The organism is Sphaerisporangium sp. NPDC088356 (genome assembly GCF_040685555.1).
Lineage (GTDB): Bacteria > Actinomycetota > Actinomycetes > Streptosporangiales > Streptosporangiaceae > Sphaerisporangium.
Genome location: NZ_JBFBIK010000097.1, coordinates 1 through 21,745 on the forward strand (window position 1 = coordinate 1; position 21,745 = coordinate 21,745).

The following is a 21,745-nucleotide window of genomic DNA, read 5'->3' on the forward strand; positions in this document are numbered from 1 at the left end:
AACGACGGCACGTCCAGCAGGCCGAGCAGGCGGAACGCCCGCTGTGCCGCTTCGCTGCCAGCGTATGGCGACGATCTGAAGGAAAGAGGCCGAAGAGTGGTCGATCATGGCATCGACTTTCCCCGGTACCGCCTTCATGTCGTCCCGGCAGTTGTCGCACTTGCGAGTCCGTCCTGGCAACGTGAGGTGGGGCTGAACCCCGGCGAGGTCGGGAATCTCGACTATGTCGTGCACGTCCTCTTCGACGATTTCTGCGATGTAGACGCTCCGCAGTCCTGGCTCGGCAGGAGCCTCCGTACAGATGGGGAGGTGTCGCTGATGGCTGACCTCGGCACCGCCTGTTCCAGAGTGCGGGAGTCAGTAGGGGCACCCGCCAGGAGACGAGGCTGATCAAGCAAACGCATGCTTGACGATCAGAGGGATAGGCGATCTCTTGGGTGAAGCGGCTGGATCATCTCATGGAGATCTTGACGCCATCGGTACGGCATGTTGTGATCCTAATATCCATTATTTCATGCTTGTTTAGTAGGAAATGAGGGAGTTGTGAGGGTTCTCTGGCGTGCCGCCGCGATGGCCGCGCTCATGGTGGGCGCGGTCGGCATCCAAGTCGTCCAGGGCGGAGCGGTGCAGGCGGCCCTGCCCACCGCCGCCGTCGCGCTCGGCGACAGCTTCGTCAGCGGGGAGGGTGCAGGGGACTACCAGCCCGTCGTCGACGCCTCCGGGACGGCACAGGCCTTCCCCGGCTGGTCGGCGGCCAACAGCAACGCCTACTTCTGCCACCGGTCGGCGAACGCCTCGTTGTTCAAGGCTTCACTCTCCGGCATTCAGGACCGCTTCAACCTCGCCTGCTCCGGCGGCCAGCCCGCCGACATCGCCAACCCCTCCAGCGCCCGCGCCAATGGCCGCTCCGTTGCCTCGCAACTCGACCAGCTACGTGCCGTCGCCCAGACCCACGACATCGACGTCGTCCTCATCGGCCTCGGCTCCAACAACGCCCAGTTCACCTTCGGCGACGTGGCCACGCTGTGTGCCAACCGCTTCATCGCCGACGCCTGGACGGGCTGGTGGGAGTTCTGGGCCTACCTGAACGGCGAGGTGCCGCAGAAGCCCTGCACCGTCTCGGACCTGGCCTCCGACGCCGAGGTCGCCGCCGCCACCACCGAGACCACCGCCGCCCTGCGCCAGATCCTCGACACACTTGCCCAAGTCGACGCCGACGGTGTCCACCGTGTAGTCCTGCAGACCTACACCAACCCGCTGCCGCTCGACGTCGCCCCGCAGTACTGGGACGAGGACGACCGCACTGACACCCGCGACAAGTTCCGCGCCCTCGGCGCCGAGCGGTACGCCGCCGGCTGCCCGATCCACCGCGCGAGCCTCGCCCCCGGACACGTGTTCTCCCAGAACCTCGGCTCCCTGGTGAAGAACGCCTACACCACGCTGGCGGCCGAGCGTCCGACGGCCGACCTGCGCGTGCTGGACGTCCAGAACGCCTTCGACGGGGCCCGGCTCTGCGAGAACCCTGGCAGCCCGACGGGCGTGCTCGCCACGCCGCTCCGGGTGCAGGACGGGCCGTCCGGCACGCCCGTCACCAGCCTGTCCGGCTGGGACAAGATCGGCATCCAGCGGCTGGCCAACACCTGCGTCACCTACTTCCAGACCTGCCAGGAGTCGTGGCACCCCAACGCCGCGGGCCACGCCGTCCTCGGCCAGTGCCTGACCGGCGCCCTCACCGCCACGCCCCGCACGATCGTCAGGTGCGCCCGTAACGCGAACGGCACGCTCACCATCTCCTGACGTCTCCTCTCGATACGCGATAGCGCGCGCCCTGCCTCCGGGGCGCGCTTGCGGTCCTGCTGGTCGCCGTTGCCGAACACCTGTGTGACATCAGGGGAGACTGGAACGGCCGGACTCGGCGGCGGCGTGAAAATCGGAGAAACCGATGAGGACCGAAGGATAGGCCCTCGGATACCCGGTGACCTGGCCCTTTGCCACGTGAGCGGGTGACGGCGATCGACTCTTCGGCGACTGAGCGGTCAGGGCGATGGCAGTACGGACAATTCGCAGGCGTAGGCGTCAGGGGGTGCGCTCAGCACCCAGACGATCATTGCGGCGAGCGTCTCCGGTCGGATGCACAGTTCAGGATCGTACGGGCGACCAAAGGTGCTCCTGACCTCGCCCAGCAGGTCGGTCGCAGTGGGGCCGGGATAAATCGTGGTAACGCGTACTCCGTGCGCTGCCTCTTCCTCGCGCAGTGAATCGGCCAGCTCGCGCAGCGCTGCCTTGCTGGCGATGAAGACCGACCAGCGCGCGACCCCGGTCATTCCAGGCGCGGCGTTGACGAAGATGACGTGACCGTGGGAGCGCCGTAACGCGGGTAACGTCAGCCGGGCCAGTTCGGCGGCGGAGGACACGTTTACCGCGAGCGTCCGCCGCCACGTTTCGGGGTCGGCGTCGGCGACGGCGGCAACGGGCGAGATACCGGCGCAATGCACCAGCGCCTGTACATCCCCCAACTCCCTCGCATCCTCCAGCGCTCCCACCGAGGCGGCCAGCGTTCCGGGCTCGGTTAGATCCACCTCGATCCCCGGCACGTTCAGCCGCCCGACGTCGCGCCCCACGGCGGTCACCCGATGCCCGGCCTCTACCAGCGCGCCGACCAGCGCCCCCCCGATCCCGCCGGTGGCTCCGGTAACCAGCACGTGACCCATGGCGGCTCCCCATCCTCGGCGCTGCAGCGTGATCATCGTATGCCTCGACGCCTGACCGCGGCCCTGGGTGATTTCTGGCATGTGGTCGCTTGGCATGTGGTCGCTTGGCACGGGGAGCCTGTGGTGAGGTAGTGGTTGACGTACCCCAAGGCATCAGCAGCAGGCACGACAGTAATCAGATTTCCCGGTGGGCCGGTTGAGGGACGAAGCGGATGACGGGAATCGAACCCGCGCTGTCAGCTTGGGAATTGTAGGGATCCGGCCACGTAGGGCCGCTGACCAGGGCGGCAGGCTGGTCCTGAGTGGCCGTGGTTGCCTCCTCTTCACCTTGTCTGATCGCACGCTGATCGCACGCTGATCGCACGCTGATCGCACGACGATCAAGCCGCTGACCCCGCGCTTTCAGGAGTAGGCACCATGATGGTTCGCCTCGGCGTTGCGGCCTGACCTGGACTCCACGCGACCACTCACGTGTGTGTGTGCGGGGCGGCGTGAGCCCAGGTTGATGTACCGGCTGATGTAAGCCCCGCATACCCGCACCTGGCCGAATCGTTGGTCATCTTCTTCAACAAACACCAACAGGCAGAGAGTGCGATGCTCACTCGCCGACAGAATTTCCGGAAGGCAGATCGATGACGAGTGCCACTACTAGGCGTATCGCTGCAATCACAACGGCAGGACCGAATATGAAGGCCCATGGGCCAACCGCGTCAGGCCATGAGACGGCGATCAGAGTCGTTAGCGAGATTGATAACCCTAGGAACACGGCCAGGTAAACGATCTTGGGCAAGGCGTGGGACGAACTGATCAGAAGCGCCCCGACGGCCAAGAACAGCGGGGGGCCGTAGAGCATAACCATGCCGCCCAGAACCATGTTCGCTCCCTCACATGTGGTGCTGGCCCCAAAATCGATGTTCTCATGATGGGGGGATCACCAAACACCTTTCGTGAGCCGGGCTGAGGCGCGAAGTTACACCCAGGTCACATCGAGGCCGGTGAGCTATGCGGCAACTCGGATGGCCAGGGGCTGTGGGGGGATCGCAAGGCCGGCGGCTGCAACCCGCTGCTGACGACTGGAACCTCGGGCGGGCGTCGGATCATGGAATCGGGGAGTGTGCCCCGCTCATTAAGGGTGGGTCGCCGGGCACTCGAACCCTGAACCTACGGATTAAAGCTCCGACGATCATGGTTGCAGGACGTTCAATGCAGGTCAGCGCGCATGCGCAGTCTAGCCTGAACGGCTCTGAATCACCCTGAACTGCAACCGGAACCGAAACCTGGGACGGTCTGTCGACTGTTCGGTGACCGAACGCGGCCGAGGGAACGCTGTGGACCATGGGCGTCGGGGGCCGGGCCGAGTGCGTCCATGATCGACGCTTCAGCGCCCTGGTTCTCCTCGCCGCGTTCGCGAGCCTGCGATGGGGGGAGGTGAGTGCGCTCCGTCGTACGGATGTCGACCTCGACGGGGACGGTCCGGGTCCGGGCGGCCTTCATCGAACGGTCGACCGGGGACTGGTGCTCGGTCCTCCCAAGTCCAAGGCCGGTCGTCGTATCGTCGGCATCCCCAAGGCAATCGTGATGGTCCTGCGGGAGCACCTGAACACCTACGTCAAGGACGAACCCGATGCCCTGGTGTTCCCCGGCGTCAAGGGTGGTCCGCTCCGTCGTAGTGGGTTCAACACCCGTACGCGGTCGGTGGATGTGGTCAAGGAGAGGGGCATCCAGGCATGCACTTCCACGACCTTCGACACACGGGCAACATGCTCGCCGCAGAGTCCGGTGCGGGACTCAAAGACCTTATGGCCCGCATGGGGCACGACAACGTCAGGGCAGCGATGATCTATCAGCACGCCGTACGTGGGGCCGACAAGTCGATCACCGATGCGATCGACAAGCACATCACCGGAGAGGGTGAGGAGGACGATGACGGGCCGGCGGGCGTGCTCGTGCCCGTGGGCCAATTGCACGTTAATTGCACGGAAGATCGATTAGGCCCCAGAAACAATCAAGGCCCGGGTTGGGAATCGTCCCCTGACGCGGCTTGGGTGCTGACCTGGCGAAACGTTGACCTGCGGCGGAGTGCTCCGAGTATCCGTGCTTCCCGTGAGTCCCCCTTGATCACCCTTCTGACGGGCACGGAACGGGCACGGAACGGGCACGTGGCTGTCGCGGCCGAAAAAAATGCGGCCCCTTGCGGGGCCGCCCAGTTGGCCGTAACCAACTTCGTGTACCTCCATGGTAGCTACCATCGGCGAGGCTGACCAATGGTGGAGGTGTCTGCTGGTGGATGTGGTCGCGTACGTCGACGGCTTCAACCTGTACCACGGGCTGAAGAGCAAGTACGGCCGTGCGTACTTGTGGCTCGACCTCGTCGAGTTGGTACGGCAGATCCGCCAGCATGACGAAGTGCTCAAGGTCAGGTACTTCACGGCGATCGTCAAGGGCGAACCTGACGCGGCCCTGAGGCAGGAGACCTACCTTGCCGCCCTGGCTGCGCACTGTCCCGAGCTGGAGATCGTCCGCGGCCACTTCAAGAAGAAGACCGCGCGGTGTAGGGACTGCGGCTCCCGATGGACCTGCGCGTGTGATCCTACGCAGACGTTCCATACGTACGAGGAGAAGCTGACCGATGTGGCGCTGGCAGTGGCCATGACCATGGATGCGGCATCCGCTTACGGTGATATGTCACTGCTCATGTCGACTGACACAGACTTTCGCCCTGCAGTCGAGGCCTCGCTTCGGCTGGCCCCTACCCGACCGGTGATGATTGCGTGCCCGCCCGGCCGCGTTGGTCCGAAGCACGACTTCTCAGGACGGGTGGTCTCGTTCGCGATACCTGAAAAGCACCTTCAAGCCTCGCTGCTCCCTGAGGCTGTTCCTGGTTCAGATGGGCGGATCTACCAACGCCCAGGGAAGTGGAGCGGATGACGGGAATCTAACCCGCGCTGGCAGCTTGGGAATAGGCTACTGATATTGCAGGCCTGAGGTGTTGACGACGCGCGAACGGTGACCCCCTGGCGGCGGCCGAATAGTGACCCCCTTGTAGTCACTCTGGAGGGTGATCAAGGTGGAGGACTGGGCGGAGATCCGCCGGTTGCATCGAGCCGAAGGGATGCCGATCAAGGCGATCGCTCGGCATATGAGCATCTCGAGGAACACCGTGAAACTGGCGCTGGCGGCCGATACACCGCCGAAGTACGAGCGTCCGAGCAAGGGATCGATCGTGGATGCGGCCGAGCCGCAGATCCGGGCGCTGCTGGCGGAGTTTCCGGCCATGCCCGCGACGGTGATCGCCGAACGGATCGGCTGGGAGCGCTCGCTCACGGTCCTCAAAGACCGGATCCGCGTGCTGCGACCGCGGTTCAAGCCCGTCGATCCAGCGTCGCGGACCACTTATCAAGCTGGTGAGCTGGCCCAATGCGATCTGTGGTTCCCTGCGGTGAAGGTGCCAGTGGGGGCTGGGCATCTGGCCGGCCCGCCGGTGCTGGTCATGGTCAGCGGCTACTCACGGTGGATGACGGCCCGGATGCTGCCCTCGCGCACGGCAGGGGACCTGTTCGCCGGACACTGGACTTTGTTGTCGGAGCTGGGCGCGGTGCCCAAGACGCTGGTGTGGGACAACGAGTCCGCGATCGGCCAGTGGCGAGGCGGCAAACCGCAGCTCACCGCGGACGCCAACGCTTTTCGCGGAGCACTGGGAGTGCGCATCCTGCAATGCAAACCGGGCGGTCCCGAGGCCGAGGGGCTGGTTGAGCGGGCCAACGGCTACCTGGAGACCTCGTTTCTGCCCGGCCGCGATTTTGCCTGCCCGCAGGACTTCAACACCCAACTGGCCCACTGGCTCCGGACCGGGTGATCTCTATCCGTGGGAGATGACAGCCCACGCATAAGTGTGAGGCTGGGCCTTCGCGTGTGGAGCGGGTGACGGGAATCGAACCGGACCAGTAACAGGGTTCTCACCTGCGGGTTTGCTGTTCGTGCTGGTCGCGCCTATCGGGTTGAGCCGGGTTCTGCCGCGTTCTGCCCACTCCTGCCGGTCCGGTGTGCCCACGTGGGCACACCGTTGATCTCTTCCATGGGGGTTCAAGTCGGTGCGTCATTCGGCGTGGGGTCCAAAATCAGCTCTCGTTCAGCGGGTTGCTCCAGGTGATGGTGATCAGCCATTTGCCGCCTACGACGCAGCGTCCAAAGGTGGTGGGCAGCGGCTCGCGTGGGTGGTAGCGGATCTCGCTTCCCCGGAAGTCCACCTCGACATCGTGAAAGCCGATGTCGTGTAGCCCGCCCACGGACCGGTACCACTTGTAGTAGGACTCCTTGGCGCTGAAGATCAGGCGCGGTTCGAGCCTTCCGTGGTGCACCCGACCGGCCGTGATCCGTGCCCGCTCCGCGTCGGTCAGCACGCCTCGCCAGACGGCGAGCGGCAACTCCTGCGCCGGTTCGAGGTCGATGCCCAGGCCGCCGACGGCCGCGGCGCGACTGACGGCGGCGACGCACAGCCGCGGTTTGTGGCTGATGCTGCCGCGCACGTCCGCCGGCCAGTCCGGCGAGCCGTCGGGGCGGATCGGCAGCGGCCCGTCCCGCGCGCCGATCTCGCGAAGCGCCGCGCGGGCGCACAACCGTCCGGCGATGAACTGCCGCTCCCGCGACAGGTCGCCGCGCGGCACCAGGGCCAGCTCGGCCGGGTGCATTCGGACGCCGAGCGGGGCCGAATGGGGAGCAGCGACGTCGACCTGGGCGGGATCGAGCGCGACGAGGCGCACGCCCGGAGGAAGCAGGCGTCGCAGATGTTCGACCTCCGCAGGTGGCAATGGGATCACCCGTAGATTGAAGTCAGCGTGCGGCCAGGGGAACCTCCGCGTACAGCTCGAGATGCCGCCGTGCGCTGGCCGTCCAGGTGTAGTCGTCCGCCAGGCGTAGCCCGGCGGCACGCAGCCGGTCGCGCAGGTCCTGGTCGTCCAACGCGTCGGCGAGTGCGCCCGCCAGCGCGTCCGCGTCGCCGATGGGGACCAGCAAGGCGTCGCGGCCGGGAACCAGCCACTCGCGGAACACCGGCAGGTCGCTGGTCACCACGGGAACGCCGGCCGCCATCGCCTCCAGCGCGGCCAGCCCGAACCCCTCCTTCACCGAGGGGAAAGCCAGCACGTCGGCCGCCGCGTACCAGGCCGCCATCTCCTCCTCGGGGACGGTCCCGAGCTCGACGATGTCCTTGCCGAGGGTGAGGTCGAGAGAGTCGAGACTCGCCAGGACCCGGTCCCGGTAGGCCCGGTGGTCCTGGAAGGAGTGGCCGCCGACCACCGCCAGCACCGGCGCCGGGGTGCGGTTCCTGATCAGCTTAGACAGGGCGGCCACGAGCGTGTCGGTGCCCTTGCGCGGCTCGATCCCGCCGACGGCCAGCAGCATCGGGCGGTCGCCCGCACCGACTCGTGCGCGCAACCGCGCCACCAACTCCGGTGCGGCCTCGCGGTATCGGAGCAGGTCGACCCCGTTGGGGACGACGGCCGCACTGACGCCGTACTCGTCGCGCAGGATCCGTTCCCAGGTCCTGGTCACCACCAGGATCCGGTCGGGTTCGAGTATGGCCCGGGTCTGGCAGTCCATCAGGGACGGGCTGTCGAAGTCGTCGACGTGATGGACGGTCCGCACGACGCTGCTGGGGACCCCCGCGTCCCGCACGCGCGCCGCCGCCCGTGCGGAAATGCAGTCCTGGGTGTGCAGGATGGGGTACCTGGCAGCGACGCCCGCCAGGGCTGCCTCGAGCGCATCGATGTTCGCCGCCACTTTCTCCTCCAGTCCTCCGGAGATGGTGGGAGCGGGGACGACATAGGTCGGGGCGGCGACCGGCCGGAAGAAGCCCTTCGCCGGGTCCCCCAGGCCGACGATCACGACGTCCTGTCCGAGGGCGTTCAGCGCCTCGCCCAGCGCCAGCGTGTGCGCGACTCCGCCCCGCGGTTTCGTGCTGTAGGTGACCAGCGCGACGGGCGGCAAGATCGGGTACCCGGTCATCAGTGCGCCTCCGCCAGTTCGGGCCGGCGGCTCGCGATGGCCGCCGCCGCGTACGCGGCACGTGCCGCGGTCTCGGTCACCAGGCAGCCGGCCTGCTCGAGCGCAGCGCGTTGCCTGGCGTAACCCTGCGGATCCGTGTCGGCTCCGAGGACGTAGGCGACGACGCGGGGGCCGCCGTCCGCGCTGATCTCCGCCAACACGGGTGCGAGCTGCCCGGCCGGGTCCTCGTGCGAGCCGTAACCGAGCACGACATCGAGCAGCACCACCGCGACCTCCGGATCGCGGGCTTCGCGCCGCATGATCTCCAGGCGGGCGGTGGGGTCGATCATCGGATGGGGCCGGCCGACGGTGTACTCCTCCGCGCCGAGATCCAGCAGCACGTGCGTGCCGGGAGGAGCCGGGAGCGTGTGATCGTGCAGGAGCGGCTCGTTCGAGTAGACGTCTCCGAGCAGCTCTCCGATGATCAGTTGCGCCTCGTAGCAGAGCGTCCCGCCGGAGTAGTACCCCCGGACGGTGTGCCGCTCCTCGCCCAGCGCGGCGATCGCGTCCTCCACCTGCCTGCGTACACCCTCCGACGTCGCCGTCGGTGTGGCGCCGACCAGCCGGGCGGCGGCGAGCGCACCGTCCTCCAGCGTGCGGGCCAGCCGCACGCCGGAGGGCGTCTCCATGTCTCCGAGGCCGAGGAAGGTGGCCACCGCCGGGGTGGACGTGCACTGGCCCAGCACTTCGCGGGCGACTGTCTGGCTCGGCGGCTTGGAGACCAGGAGGATGGCCTTGGTCTCCGGGTCCTTGTCGAGCATGCGCACGGCCGCCTTGGCCATCCGTCCTCCGATGTGCTCGGACAGGTCACGGCCGCCGACGCCGATCACGTGCGAAACGCCGACGCCCCAGCGATCCAGCAGTGCCGAGACCTCCTGCGCGCCGGTGCCGGCGGCGGCGACGACGCCGACCGGCCCCCTGCGTACCGAGTTCGCGAACCCCAGCCCGGTGCCCGAGATCACCGAGGTGCCGGCGCCGGGCCCCATCACCAGCAGGCCGAGCTCGTTGCCGCGTTTCTTGAGCTCCGCCTCCTCCTCGATGGAGACGTTGTCGCTGAACAGCAGTACGTGCAGTCCTTCGGAAAGCGCTTGGTGGGCCTCCAGCGCAGCGTATTCCCCGGGGACGGAGACGATCGCCACGGTGGCGTCCGGCATCTGCTCCACGGCCCGTCGAAGGGTCCGTGGCGGCGCGACGGCGTCACCCTCCGACTCGGCCGGGGCCTGCGCGTACACGGCCTCCGTGCCGGAGCCGAGAGCGGCCTGCGCCGCGGCCTCGTCGCTCGCGCGTACGGCGAGAACGAGATCGTTCGACCCTGCGGTGCCGATGACCTCCTCGCCGAACCCCTCGGCGGCGAGGTTCTCCAGCCCCGAGGGGGTGGCCATGACCGCGCCGGCCCAGGAGACGTCCTCCTGTTCGGACATCACCGAGGTGGCGACAAGCAACCGCAGCGAGTCACAGTACGTGTCGCGGACGATGCGGACTCGGGCGATGTGGTTCGTTGTACTCATACGATGCTCTCGACTGGTTCCGGGATGATACGGGTACCGACGCTGGCAGCCGGGTCGAGCGCGCCGAGCATGTGCCCGGCGGATGTGATGACCGCCGTCCCACCGCTGTCACGGACGAACTCGATCGCCGCCTGCATCTTCGGTCCCATGCTGCCTGGGGGGAACTGGCCTTCCGCCAGATACTTCTGTGCGATGGCGAGGGGCATCTCGTGGACGACGCGGGCCCGTGGGGTGCCGAAGTCGATGGAGACCGCGTCCACCCCCGTCACCATGATCATCGCTCCCGCCCCGACGGACCGGGCGAGGCGGGCGGCCGCCGAGTCCTTGTCGATCACGGCGTCGACGCCCTGGTAGCGCCCGCCCTCGCGCGACACGGCCACGCCGCCGCCCCCGGCCGCCAGCACGATCTTGCCCGCAGAGAGCAGGGTCTCGACAGCGGACGACTCCAGCATCTCGATGGGGAGTGGAGACGCGACCACCCGCCGGTACCCCCGCCCCGCGTCCTCTCTCATGTCCCATCCGCGCTGCCCGGACAGGGCGAGTGCCTGTGCCTCCGTGAAGAAGGGGCCGATGGGTTTGACCGGCGTCTGGAACGCCGGGTCCCCGCGGTCCACCGTCATGTGCGAGATGACGGCGACGGCCGTACCGGGGCCGAGGATCGAGTCGATCGCGCGCACGAGGACGCTGCCCAGTTGCCCCTCCGACATCGCGTTGAGGATGTGCAACGGCTGGGGTGGCACGAGATCGCCTCCCCCCTCCTGTTGGATCGACAGGTTGCCGACCTGAGGGCCGTTACCATGAACGACGACCACCCTCCATCCTGCTCTGTACAGGTCCGCAATCCCTGTTGCCATCTGGATGGCGTTGCTCTCGATCTGCTCGGAAGTGCCCTCTTGATCCGCTTGGGTCAGGGCGTTCCCGCCGAGTGCCACCACAGCGACATGGTTCACGAGCTGTCCCCACCTCAATGTCCGATAATAGATGAGACGTTTACGATAGTGAACTGTTCGGAAGGAGTTGGTCAATGACTGAGCCTGATCCGACACCTGCTGCGGGTCCTCGGGAGGCAGCCGAAGAGCTCTCCCGCCTGTGGGCGGCGATCTCAGAGCGGGCGTTCTCTGCCGGTCCGCATCAGCCGGACATCTACCTCAGGACCACACGGCTCGTCGGCGCGGTCGCGCAGGAGCTCCGTCGCCGCGAGCGGGGCATCCAACCCCTGCTCGATGCATGGGGCGTGCACCGCGACATGGTCCGCCGGGTCGCCGACTCCAGTGAATCCCTGATCGTCGAGGGCCTGGACATCGAGTCGATCGCCGGAGCCGCATTCATGATCCGCTATCGGGAGGTTCTGGAAGAGGTCAAGTGCGAGGATCGGGTGGCCGCTCTCGCGGCTGCGCCGCCGGACACGGGGTGGGTGGTGCTGGAGGAGTCCGGCTATCGCCCCGGGGATCCCTTCGTTCCCTACCGTCGGCTCGATGCCGATGCCCGCACCGGACGCGCGCTGCTGGTGACGACGCGGCCGGATGACGCGTTCACGGGCTGTGTTCACGTTGTCGAGCAGGGGTTCGTCGACCTCGATAGCGGACGGCTGACGGCGGGCGGCGCTGGTCAGGTCGTCCACGAGGCGCGCTCGGCCGAGGAGCGGGAGGCGTTGGCCGAACGGCTCCGGCGATCACTGGACGCCGGTGGCTGACCGTGCGGGCTGTGTTTGCCACTCCCTGGTCTTTCCTATAGAAGTACAGATAAGTTTCCTATAGTAGATGGAAGATCTCAGGGAGTACGGGGCAGGCCCGATGTGCGGGCGACCCGGCAAGGAGCTATGACATGACCGAGGCGAACGATCGAGTAGCCGACGCGACGGAGACCGCCGAGCTGATCGTCAAACTCCAGAGTCTGGGGCTGCGCACCGACGGGTCGATCGGGGCGCGCGAGGGTGGCGCCGGCCCCGCCGACGCGGGGATGCTGTGGATCAACGGAGCACCCGTCACCGTCCCGACCGCGGCCGGCTACGTGAAGGACTCGCCGTACGCACTGCGGCGGGAGGACGACGGCTTCGGCGTCTACGAGGGCTCGGTCCGGCTGGCTGACGCGTCGCTCGCGTCACGGCCCAAGTACTACGACATGGAGACCGCGGACGGCGTCCCCTACTGGAAGATCGCCCTGATGCACCTCGACTCCCTGGCGAGCACGGTCTTGCAGACCTGCGCCTACTGGGGGAACTCCGACCAGTGCAAGTTCTGCGGCATCGGGGTCTCCCTCGACGCCGGCCGCACCATCGCGAAGAAGACGCCTGAGATGCTGGCGGAGGTGTCGGTGGCGGCGCGGGATCTCGACGGCGCCGTCGACGCGACGCTGACGACAGGCAGCACCGCCACCCCCGACCGCGGCGCGCTCTACGTGGGCAAGTGCGCCAAGGCGGTGAAGGAGGCGTCCGGACTGCCGGTGCAGGTCCAGTTCGAGCCGCCCTCCGACCTCGACGTGATCAACCGCGTCCGGGACATGGGCGTCGACTCCGTCGGCATCCACGTGGAGACCTTCGATTCCAAGGTGCTCGCGGAGATCGCGCCGGGCAAGGCGCGATGGGGCATCGAGGCGTACTTCACCGCCTGGGAACGTGCCGTCGAGGTCTTCGGCGCGGGCCAGGTGTCCACGTACGTGATCCTGGGCATGGGCGAGGACGCCGAGATCACGGTCGAGATGTGCAAGCGCGCGGTGGACATCGGGGTCTACCCGTTCATCGTCCCGCTGCGCCCGGTGCCCGGCAGCCTCATGGAGGACGTGCTTCCGCCGTCCTCGGCGTACGTCGAGGGGATCTACCGGCAGATCGTCCCGCATATGTTGCGGCGCGGGCTCACCGCGGCCGGGACCAAGGCCGGCTGCGCACGTTGTCAGGCCTGCTCCGGGATGGCGGCGCTCGAACGTCTCGGTTCGGGTTCGACGAAGGGTCTGGCTGATGGGCGCACGGCTCTCCCGCTCGTCGTCTGATCTCGGCGCGCCGGCGATCCTCTGCCGGTCTGTGGTCACACCGGACGAGCTGGCGCAGCACGCGAGGATTCGGCACGCGGTCTTCGTCGAAGAACAGGGGCTGTTCGAGCGGACCGACCAGGACGGGTTCGATCGCGATCCCACGACCCACCACGTGGTCGGATACGCGAACGGCGTCCCGATCGGCACCGTCCGGTTGTACCGCGTGCCCTCGCCGGACGGCGATCAGGTGCTGTGGAAGGGGGATCGGCTGGCGGTCCTGCCCGGGCATCGTCATCTGATGCTGGGCGGGCCGCTGGTCAGGTACGCGGTCACGACCGCGGCGTCCGCGGGCGGCGACCGCATGGTCGCCTTTGTGCAGCTCACGAACGTGACCTTCTTCCGCAGGCTCGGCTGGTCGAGGGTCGGTGAGCCGGTACCGTACGTGGGCGTACCGCACCAGCAGATGAGCATCGACCTCACGTGACGACCTCGTACGGCAGGCAGGCCCGTGCCGCCTCAGCGAGCCAGCCGGGTCACCGACTCCCGCGTCAGATCGAAGACGACCACCGATCCGGAGGCGTCGCCGATGCGCACCTCACCGGTGTCGTCCAGCGTCCCGATCCGCTGAGCGGTGAGGCCGCGGGAGGTGAACGCCTCAAGGCATTCCGCTACCTTCTCGGCCGGTGTCGTCAGCAGGAACGCGAAGCAGGGGAAGCAGGACAGCCAGTCCCCGATCGGCACCCCCGCGGGCACCGGAAGCACGTCCAGATCGACCTGGACGCCGAGCTTGCGCGCCTCCAGGAGCATGGCCAGCGAGCCGATCATTCCGGCCATGCTCACGTCCTTGGCGGCCACGGCGGCACCCCGCTCCGCGACCTCGGCCAGGGTGCGGACGTCACCCGCGAGACGTTCGCCACGTTCCTCGAACGACGGGAAGAACAGGAAGTCCTCCCGCATCCTCCCGTCGAGGCAGCAGGCGAGGACAAGTGCCTGGCCCGGCTCGGCGTGGATCGCCGAGAGCACAAGGTCCGCGGCGCCCAGCCCGAACGCCGACAGGCTGGGCGGGCCGTCCGTCTCGGTGAGGTGCCCGCCGACGATCGGCACCTCATACACCTCGGCGGCCCACTTCAGGCCTTCGAGAACGGCCTTGGCGACGTCGCGCGGGCCGGTCACCGTGTCGACGATCGCGAGTGGCCGGGCCCCCATGGCGGCGAGGTCGTTCACGTTCGCGAGGACCGCCGCGATGCCCGCGCCGTACGGGTCCTTGGCGACGAAGGCGGGCAGCATCGCCTCACCCCCCACGATCAGATTGCGTCCCCGGTCGTGCACGACGGCTCCGTCGTCACCGGGACCGGCCCACCAGTCCCCGCCGCCGAAAACATCGGCGACCACTCCGATGGAGTTCTTGGCCGTGACACCGGGCAGGCTCCGGAGCCGGCGCGCCAGTCCTTCAAGATCACGAGTGTTGCGTGTGGGCAAGGTGGCTCCTCCGTTCGGTACAAATTGGGGCGAAATTAATGTTGGGGCCAAAGGCCGACAACGGCGTCATATCAACTAGTGAGGAAGCCGTTTCCGTGATAGGACAACCTACCCGAGACCGTACCTCCGATCGGGGCCTGACCTCGGCGGTGCCCGACTTCCTTGCGCTACCGCCCCGCGTGGAGAAGCCTCGCCGGTGCGGCGTCTCCCATGTCCTCGACAACGGCATGTCCGTGGCCGAGGTGGAGCAGCGGCTGGCGGTCGCTGCCGCGAGCATCGACCTGTGGAAATTCGGCTGGGGAACCGCCTACGTCGACCCGTCGCTCGGCGAGAAGCTCGACCTGCTGGCCGCGCACCAGGTGCTCGCCTGCACGGGCGGCACTCTGCTGGAGATCTCGTGGCTGCAGGGCGTGCTGGACAGGTTCATGGACTGGGCCGAGGCCGCGGGCTTCCCGTGTGTCGAGGTTTCCTGCGGCTCGGTGGAGATGTCGCGGACGGACAAAGACAAGATCATCGACGCTGCCGCCTCCCGGTTCCTCGTCCTGTCCGAGGTCGGGCTCAAGGATCCCGCCGTGGCGCCCTCGGCCAGGGAGTGGGCCGCGGATGCGCGGGCCGATACGGAGGCGGGCGCCACCTGGGTACTGACGGAGGGGCGCGAGAGCGGCACCGTCGGCCTGTTCGACGCCGAGGGCAGGGTGCGTGCCGACATCGCGGACGCCGTAGTATCCGCAGTCGGCCTCGGGGCCGCCCTGTTCGAGGCCCCGCGCAGGGCGCAGCAGGCATGGTTGATCAGGCGCTATGGCGCGAACGTCAACCTCGGCAACATTCAGCCCGCCGATGCGCTGGCCGTCGAGACGCTCCGGCTGGGCCTGCGGTCCGACACCGTCGAGACGCTGCCCAGGTGCGAAGAGGTGCGCGCGGGAGTGGAGAGGTCATGATGATCCCGCATCAGTACCGAACCGTGGCGTTCACCGACGTGGCGGTGGATCTCGACGACGACTCCCTGCGGACGTTCTTTCTCAACCGGCAGGTCTACCGCAGGACGCGCTTCGTGGTGGCCCGGAGCCGGGACGCGTACGCCGTGGTCGAGCTGACCAGGGCCGGCGAGGTCGAGCTGTTCGTGGGCGTCACCGACGCACGTGTGCTGGCCGGGCCGGCCGAGACGGTGTTCGTCGACCGGCCCGACATCGACACCGCCGTGCCCAGCCAGCTGCTCCGCGCGGCGCGCGAGCTCCCCGGGACGCCGCGCTGCGTGATCGTGCGCGGGCGTTACGAGCACGTCAACTTCATCCTGGACCCCGCCCCGCGCCGGGTGCACGTGCTCGACGTGGCGCCTCCGTGGCCGGCCAAGCTGTACGACCAGGTCCAGCGGATCGCGGACACAGCCGAGGAACTGCCCGCGACGGAATGCGTGCCACAAGTCGTTGACCTGGAGAAACTCGCCGCCACCGAACCGGCCGAGCACTACCTGCTGCCCTGCCGCGGGGGTGGCATGTCGGTCGCGGGCGCCGAGATCTCCTATCTCGACGAGGTGCCGCCGCAGGCGGACTGGGTCCTGCTCGGCTGTGCCCGCTCACGTGCCATCCACGACCACTTCTATCCGGATCAGGCGGCGAACCTGCGCCAGATCGACATCTGTCCCACAGCCCTGGCGGCCACGCTGCCGCTTCCCCCCGGCGAGGCCCGGCTCACCAAGTGCTGCCTGCTGGAGGAGAACATCGAGACACGCGGCGACACGGTCGTGGTGCCCTGGGGAGCGTCGTTCACGCTGGTAGCGGAGGGTCTGGCCACCGCGTCGGAGCTGGCCGGGAAAATCGGCTCAGGTACGGAGCGGAACGGGGGCGCGTCGTGACCGCGCGGATCGCGGACTCGTCGGCCTACGCCCACCTGTGGGGCACGGACGAGCTGCGGCAGATCTTCGAGGAGCGGGCCCGGCTGCAAGGGTGGCTCGATGTCCTCGCCGCGCTGGCCAGGGCACAGGCGGCGGAGGGACTCATCCCCGCCCACGCCGCCTCGGTCATCACCGACGAGCTGCGCGCCGACCGGCTCGACCTCGACCGGATCGCGCGGGGCACCCGGGAGACGGGGCACTCGACCCTGGGCCTGATCCACGAGCTGCGTCGCATGCTGCCCGAAGCGGCGGGTGAGCACGTCTACGTCGGGGCGACCGTGCAGGACGTCACGGACACCTGGACGTCGGTGGCCGTCCGCACCGTCGGCGGCATCGTCTGGCGCGACCTGCGCCGCATCGAGGAGCGGCTCGTCGAGCTGGCCGTCGAACACCGCGAGACGCCGATCGCGGGCCGGACCCACGGTCAGCCGGGGGCGCCGGCGACGTTCGGCTGGAAGGCGGCGTCCTGGGCGGACGAGATCCGGCGGCATCTCGACCGGATGCGCGAGGGCGCTCCGCGATGGCTGGTGGCACAGCTTGGCGGCGGCATCGGCACCCTCGTCGCCTACGGCGACCGCGGGCTGGCCGTCCGGGCACGGTTCGCCGCGGAACTGGGGCTCGCCGACCCGGTCATCTCCTGGTTGAGCGCCCGCGACAGGATCGCCGAGTTCGGCGGCCTGCTGGCCCTGATCACCGGCACGCTCGCCCGGATCGGCGAGGAGGTCTACGAGCTCCAGCGTCCGGAGATCGGGGAGCTCGGCGAGCCGCGAGCAGCCGGAGCGATCGGCAGCATCACCATGCACCACAAGCGGAACCCGGAGGGCAGCGAGCACCTGAACACGCTCGCCCGCCTGGTCCGCGCCAACGCAGGCGTTCTCCTGGAGTCGGTCGTCAGCCAGCACGAGCGCGACGGGCGTGCCTGGAAGGCGGAGTGGGTCGCCCTGCCGGAGGTCTGCCTGCTGGCCGGCAAGGCGCTCGCGCTCGGCGTCGAACTGGTCGAAGGGCTCGAGGTGCACTCCGATCGGATGGCGGCCAACCTGCGCACACACCTCGGCGATACGCAGAACCCGTCGGACCCGGGTTTCGCCGTCGAGATGGTGGACCTGGTCGTGGCCCGCGCGCGGCGCGCCAGGGCCGAGGAGTCGCCCTCATGGCCGTGAAGCCGGATCACACGGGAACGACCCCTCGCCGCGCCGGCCTCGCCGCACTGCCCACGCCTCTCCATGAGGCGCCGCGGCTGGCGGAGGCGCTGGGCATGCGCGGCCGGCTGCTGCTTAAGCGCGACGACCTCACCGGCTTCGCGGTCGCCGGCAACAAGGCACGCCAGCTGGAGATGCTCATCGCCGGCATGTGCTCGTCCGGAGCCGACGTCCTGGTGACCGGGGGGACGCCGGGTTCGAACTTCTGCCAGGCGGCGGCCGCGGCCGCCGCCTGGGCCGGCCTTCGGTGTGTGCTCGTCTACGCCGGCTCACCTTCACCTGTCCGGCACCCCAACCAGGCCGCGGCAGTCCACTGGGGCGCCGGGGTACGGTGGACGCACGACGCCGACCGCTCCTCGGTGGACGCCGTGATGGAGAAGGTCGCGGCCGAGCTCATCCGGGAGGGCCGGACGCCTTTCGTGGTGCCACGCGGTGGAGCTACCCCGCTCGGCTCCGCCGGGTTCCATCTGGCGGCGGCGGAACTCGACGCCCAGCTGGACGGGCCCGCCACCGTCGTCGTGGGCACCGGTTCCGGAGGGACGCTCGCCGGCCTCGTCGCCGGGGCGGTGGCGCTGGGGCGGCGACTGCGGATGTGCGGGGCGTCGGTCAGCCGGCCACCGGAAGAGACCGCTCGCCGGGTCCTCGAACTCAGCAGAGGGTGCGCCCGGCTGATGGGCACCGAGCTCCCCCGGGAGACGGACGTCACCCTGGACGACGCCCGCGGTCCCGGGCATGGGCGCCCCTCCGAAGAGGGCGAGCGTGCGGCCTGGCTCGCCCTGCGCACCTCGGGGATCGTCGTCGACCCGGTGTACTCGGCGAAGGCGCTGGGCGCGGTCACGCGGATCCTCGGGGACCGGCGCTCCGACCCCGACCACACGACAGTCTTCTGGCACACCGGCGGCCTGCTCGACGCCGTCGCGGGATGGAGTCACGATGATCAATGATGAACTGCCGTCCGGCCCTTCGGCCCGAGGCGGGCCCGATCGGCTGGGGCCACCGGTGGGCGGTCCCGCTCAGGAACTGATCGACAGCGGATTCATGCTCGAGAACGCCGACGCGCCGCTGCTGCACGCCGGCCTCAACCTCGCTGACATCGCGCATGTCATCGATCTGCACGAACGCGGGGTCATCCCCCGAACCGCCGCCGAGAAGCTCATGGGGGTGCTGCTCCGTTCCGTGCGCACCTCCGCCGACGACTTCCCCTACGACCCGGCGTACGGCGAGCCGTACAACTCGCGGGAGCGGCACTTCACCGCGCAGATCGGGGACGACGCGGGCTGGCTGCACGCCGGGCGGCCCAGGCGGGAGGCCGTACGCATCGCGCTCCGTCTCCACGTACGCAGCGTCCTGGAGGACCTGGTCGAGGACGCGGCGGAGCTCGCGCGGACCATCGCGGTGGTGGCGGGGCGGCACAGCAGGACCTGGCTGCCCGACCAGACCTACCTCCAGCACGCGCAGCCCTCCACGTTCGGCCACTACCTCGTCAGCTTCGCCTACCCGGTCCTGCGGGACGCGGAACGGCTCATGGACGCCTTCGCGTGGGTCAACACGAGCCCGGGCGGCGCGGGCTGCGTCAACGGCAGCCGCCTGCTGGCCGACCGGAGCCGGGTCGCCTCCCTGCTGGGGTTCGAGGGCTTCATCGAGCACACCCGCGACGCCATGTGGCAGATCGACGGGCTTGTCGCGGCGCTCTCCCACGCGTCCAGCCTGCTCACCACCCAGAGCAAGCTGGCGGAAGACCTGGAGATCTGGGCGAGCAACGAGTTCGACTACGTGACCGTCGCCGACGGGTACAGCCGCTCCAGCGTGCTCATGCCGCAGAAACGCAACCCGTACGCCCTGTCGATCATCCGCGGAGCCGCCGGCACGCTGATCGGTCGCCTCACCGGCTTCCTCGCGGTCAGCAAGAGCCCGTCGGCGCGAAGCGACAACCTGATCTACGCGTATGGCGAGATCCCGCGCGCGCTAGACCTGGCCCACCGCACGACGCGGCTGACCAGCGGGGTCATCCGAACCCTCACCGTCAACGCCGACAAGATGTGGACGGCCCTGGAGTCCGGCTTCAGCCAGGCGACGGACCTGGCGGAGTTCGTCATGCAGACCTGCCATGTGGACTACCGGACCGCATACCAGGTGGTCGGCCTGGCCGTGCGCGAGGCGAGCCGGGAGGGGCTGCGCGGGATCGACATCGACGGGACGCGGTTGGAGGCCGCGGCCCAGCAGTACGCGGGGATCTCCCTGGGGCTGGAAGGCCAGGACCTCAGCGAGATCCTCGATCCCCGGCTCATCGTCGAGACGCGGACGCTGGCCGGTGGCGCGGCCCCGTCCGTGGTCGAGGCCATGGCGGCGGAGTGCGTCAAGAAAGCGGAGTCGCTCCGGGACCGTGCGAAAGCCCAGCGCGACTCCTTCGAGCGGGCGGAGGCCGCACTGGTGGCCGAAGCCGAGGAATTCGTCGAAGAAAGCAAGAGTGATGACAACAGCTGAGATCGTCGCCCCGGTACACGTTCCCGAGAAGGTCAACGTGGTCAACGTCGGGCTCCCCTTGTTCGCGGAGGCGATCAGGCAGCAGGAACGCCCGGTCGTCCAGGTGGACTGGCGTATTCCGGGAGGCGGCGATCCCGTGGTGGTCGCCGCGCTCCGGCGGCTGTACGGCCCGCACGCGCGTACGATCGATGCCGCCAATGAGGAGGTGTTCCGGCGGCTGGACCGCGGAGCACCCCAGCTGGTCGCCGTGCGGACCGCCGCCGACGTGATCCCGGTGCTGGCGCAGGGCAGGGTCCTGCTGCACTGCGGACCGCGGATCTCGATCGAGAACGCCACGGACCCGCTGCGCCGTTCGATGCGGGCCGCCGTCTGCGCCGAGGGGTGGGCGCGAACCCCCGAGGAGGCGGACGCCCTGCTCCGGGACGGCACGGTGCGCCTCGAGCCGGCCAACGCCCACGGTACGGTGGTCCCGATGGCGACGTCGATGGGGCCTACCACGCCTGTCTGGGAGGTCGAGCTCGCCGAGGCGGGCATCCGCGCCTACGCTCCGATCGGCCAGGGGTCGGGGGACGTCGCGTGGTTCGGCCGGGACACGCCGGGCGCGATCGCGCGCCTCGTCCTGCTGCGGGAGGCGGTCGGTCCGGCGCTGGCCGCCGCCGTCCGGGAGTACGGATCGGTCGACGTGATGTCCCTCGCGGCGCAGGCGGTGGCGATGGGCGACGACGTCCATGTCCGAACCCAGGCCGCGACCAATCTGCTGCTGCGTAACCTGCTGCCCGCGCTGGTGGCGGGCGACCATCCGCGGCGGCACGAGTCGGCGACCTTCCTGTCCGGCAACCACCTGCTGTTCCTCAGCCTGGCCATGGCGGCCGCACGGGCGCTGACCACCTGGGCCGCCCAGGTGGAGAACAGCTCGGTCGTGACCGGCATGGCGCGTAACGGCACTGACTTCGCCGCCTGGCTGGCCGGACGCTCCTCCGAGTGGTTCACCGCTCCCGCGCCGATGGTGGGGCGCGCGCTCTACCAGCCCGGCCGCAGCGAGGCCGACGCCGCCCCCGACATCGGCGACAGCGCGGTGCTGGAGCTGGTCGGGCTCGGAGGGGCCGCCGCGGCCGGTTCGCCGGCGGTGGCGCAGATCGTCGGTGGCACGATGGCACACGCCGCCGAGCTGACCGCGCAGTTGGACGAGGTGTGCGTCGGCAACTCCAGCCGCTTCGTGATCCCGTTCTGGGGAATGAAGGGGTCGCCGCTGGGGGTCGACGTACGCAAGGTCGTCGAACTGGGCATCACCCCACAGGTGACGACGGGCATCCTGCACAACGCCGACGGAAGCGGCCAGGTTGGTGCCGGGGTCGCGGAGGCGCCGATAAAGGTATTCGCCGAGGCCCTGCTGGCGCTGGACGCGAAGCTCACCGGCGAGGCCTGACCGGCACCGCCGGACACGGACGTCCTCCTCGATGCGTC

At 68.9% G+C, this 21,745-nt stretch carries 19 protein-coding genes and 1 pseudogene; 13 read left to right on the forward strand and 7 right to left on the reverse strand.

What is annotated here, in order from left to right:
* Positions 1-543: 543 nt before the first annotated feature.
* Positions 544-1,797 (forward strand): hypothetical protein, encoded by a 1,254-nt coding sequence (locus AB0O34_RS27710; RefSeq protein ID WP_363920216.1) that lies wholly within the window; start codon positions 544-546, stop codon positions 1,795-1,797.
* A gap of 239 nt (positions 1,798-2,036) precedes the next feature.
* Here AB0O34_RS27710 and AB0O34_RS27715 read toward each other — a convergent pair whose 3' ends face one another.
* Together AB0O34_RS27715 and AB0O34_RS27720 are read right to left on the reverse strand one after the other, a co-directional pair.
* On the reverse strand, positions 2,037-2,747 hold the full coding sequence (locus tag AB0O34_RS27715; protein WP_363920218.1) for an SDR family NAD(P)-dependent oxidoreductase: 711 nt from the start codon (positions 2,745-2,747) through the stop codon (positions 2,037-2,039).
* Between the two features lie 562 nt (positions 2,748-3,309).
* Complete coding sequence (locus AB0O34_RS27720; protein ID WP_363920220.1) at positions 3,310-3,585, reverse strand: hypothetical protein; 276 nt, start codon at positions 3,583-3,585, stop codon at positions 3,310-3,312.
* Positions 3,586-4,438: 853 nt separating this feature from the next.
* Between AB0O34_RS27720 and AB0O34_RS27725 the strand changes: the two genes are divergently transcribed.
* From AB0O34_RS27725 to istA, 3 genes and pseudogenes are all read left to right on the forward strand, one after another.
* The gene (locus tag AB0O34_RS27725; RefSeq protein ID WP_363920222.1) at positions 4,439-4,972 is read left to right on the forward strand and encodes a site-specific integrase; all 534 of its coding nucleotides are present in this window, start codon (positions 4,439-4,441) and stop codon (positions 4,970-4,972) included.
* A gap of 22 nt (positions 4,973-4,994) precedes the next feature.
* On the forward strand, positions 4,995-5,639 hold the full coding sequence (locus tag AB0O34_RS27730; RefSeq protein WP_363920224.1) for an NYN domain-containing protein: 645 nt from the start codon (positions 4,995-4,997) through the stop codon (positions 5,637-5,639).
* A gap of 130 nt (positions 5,640-5,769) precedes the next feature.
* A pseudogene (gene istA / locus AB0O34_RS27735) lies at positions 5,770-6,555 on the forward strand (IS21 family transposase); the annotation flags it as partial.
* Positions 6,556-6,829: 274 nt separating this feature from the next.
* On the opposite strand, the gene AB0O34_RS27740 reads toward istA, so the two are convergent.
* The 4 genes from AB0O34_RS27740 to AB0O34_RS27755 are packed head-to-tail and all read right to left on the reverse strand — an operon-like array spanning position 6,830 to position 11,307.
* A complete protein-coding gene (locus tag AB0O34_RS27740; protein WP_363920226.1) occupies positions 6,830-7,519 on the reverse strand; it encodes a 4'-phosphopantetheinyl transferase superfamily protein in 690 nt (229 codons plus the stop codon).
* A gap of 22 nt (positions 7,520-7,541) precedes the next feature.
* On the reverse strand, positions 7,542-8,714 hold the full coding sequence (locus AB0O34_RS27745; protein ID WP_363920228.1) for an MSMEG_0565 family glycosyltransferase: 1,173 nt from the start codon (positions 8,712-8,714) through the stop codon (positions 7,542-7,544).
* Positions 8,714-10,261, reverse strand: coding sequence for an acyl-CoA synthetase FdrA (gene fdrA, locus AB0O34_RS27750; protein ID WP_363920230.1), 1,548 nt, complete (start codon positions 10,259-10,261; stop codon positions 8,714-8,716). The genes AB0O34_RS27745 and fdrA overlap by 1 nt, the downstream gene beginning before the upstream one ends.
* Positions 10,258-11,307, reverse strand: coding sequence for a carbamate kinase (locus AB0O34_RS27755; protein ID WP_363920232.1), 1,050 nt, complete (start codon positions 11,305-11,307; stop codon positions 10,258-10,260). The genes fdrA and AB0O34_RS27755 overlap by 4 nt, the downstream gene beginning before the upstream one ends.
* Here AB0O34_RS27755 and AB0O34_RS27760 point away from each other — a divergent pair.
* The 3 genes from AB0O34_RS27760 to AB0O34_RS27770 all read left to right on the forward strand — a co-directional run bounded on the left by AB0O34_RS27760 (position 11,286) and on the right by AB0O34_RS27770 (position 13,712).
* Positions 11,286-11,954 carry a hypothetical protein gene (locus tag AB0O34_RS27760; protein WP_363920234.1) on the forward strand — a complete coding sequence of 223 codons (669 nt, stop codon included), beginning with the start codon at positions 11,286-11,288 and terminating at the stop codon, positions 11,952-11,954. The two genes, AB0O34_RS27755 and AB0O34_RS27760, sit on opposite strands and share 22 nt — an antisense overlap.
* A gap of 131 nt (positions 11,955-12,085) precedes the next feature.
* The gene (locus AB0O34_RS27765) at positions 12,086-13,246 is read left to right on the forward strand and encodes an MSMEG_0568 family radical SAM protein (protein ID WP_363920236.1); all 1,161 of its coding nucleotides are present in this window, start codon (positions 12,086-12,088) and stop codon (positions 13,244-13,246) included.
* Positions 13,215-13,712 carry an MSMEG_0567/Sll0786 family nitrogen starvation N-acetyltransferase gene (locus tag AB0O34_RS27770; protein ID WP_363920238.1) on the forward strand — a complete coding sequence of 166 codons (498 nt, stop codon included), beginning with the start codon at positions 13,215-13,217 and terminating at the stop codon, positions 13,710-13,712. The genes AB0O34_RS27765 and AB0O34_RS27770 overlap by 32 nt, the downstream gene beginning before the upstream one ends.
* A gap of 32 nt (positions 13,713-13,744) precedes the next feature.
* On the opposite strand, the gene AB0O34_RS27775 is transcribed toward AB0O34_RS27770, so the two are convergent.
* Positions 13,745-14,707, reverse strand: coding sequence for an AIR synthase related protein (locus tag AB0O34_RS27775; protein ID WP_363920240.1), 963 nt, complete (start codon positions 14,705-14,707; stop codon positions 13,745-13,747).
* Positions 14,708-14,856: 149 nt separating this feature from the next.
* Here AB0O34_RS27775 and AB0O34_RS27780 point away from each other — a divergent pair, with 149 nt between their 5' ends.
* The 6 genes from AB0O34_RS27780 to AB0O34_RS27805 are packed head-to-tail and all read left to right on the forward strand — an operon-like array spanning position 14,857 to position 21,707.
* Positions 14,857-15,645 carry a phosphosulfolactate synthase gene (locus AB0O34_RS27780; RefSeq protein ID WP_363920242.1) on the forward strand — a complete coding sequence of 263 codons (789 nt, stop codon included), beginning with the start codon at positions 14,857-14,859 and terminating at the stop codon, positions 15,643-15,645.
* Positions 15,642-16,559, forward strand: a complete 918-nt coding sequence (locus AB0O34_RS27785; RefSeq protein WP_363920244.1) for a hypothetical protein — start codon at positions 15,642-15,644, stop codon at positions 16,557-16,559. Before AB0O34_RS27780 ends, AB0O34_RS27785 begins: the two co-directional genes overlap by 4 nt.
* Positions 16,556-17,758 carry an adenylosuccinate lyase family protein gene (locus tag AB0O34_RS27790; RefSeq protein ID WP_363920246.1) on the forward strand — a complete coding sequence of 401 codons (1,203 nt, stop codon included), beginning with the start codon at positions 16,556-16,558 and terminating at the stop codon, positions 17,756-17,758. Before AB0O34_RS27785 ends, AB0O34_RS27790 begins: the two co-directional genes overlap by 4 nt.
* The gene (locus tag AB0O34_RS27795; RefSeq protein ID WP_363920248.1) at positions 17,749-18,741 is read left to right on the forward strand and encodes a pyridoxal-phosphate dependent enzyme; all 993 of its coding nucleotides are present in this window, start codon (positions 17,749-17,751) and stop codon (positions 18,739-18,741) included. The genes AB0O34_RS27790 and AB0O34_RS27795 overlap by 10 nt, the downstream gene beginning before the upstream one ends.
* Positions 18,731-20,281: an argininosuccinate lyase gene (locus AB0O34_RS27800; protein WP_363920250.1), complete on the forward strand. Its 1,551-nt coding sequence runs from the start codon at positions 18,731-18,733 to the stop codon at positions 20,279-20,281. The genes AB0O34_RS27795 and AB0O34_RS27800 overlap by 11 nt, the downstream gene beginning before the upstream one ends.
* Positions 20,268-21,707 carry a DUF1116 domain-containing protein gene (locus AB0O34_RS27805; RefSeq protein ID WP_363920252.1) on the forward strand — a complete coding sequence of 480 codons (1,440 nt, stop codon included), beginning with the start codon at positions 20,268-20,270 and terminating at the stop codon, positions 21,705-21,707. The genes AB0O34_RS27800 and AB0O34_RS27805 overlap by 14 nt, the downstream gene beginning before the upstream one ends.
* The last annotated feature ends 38 nt before the right edge of the window (positions 21,708-21,745 follow it).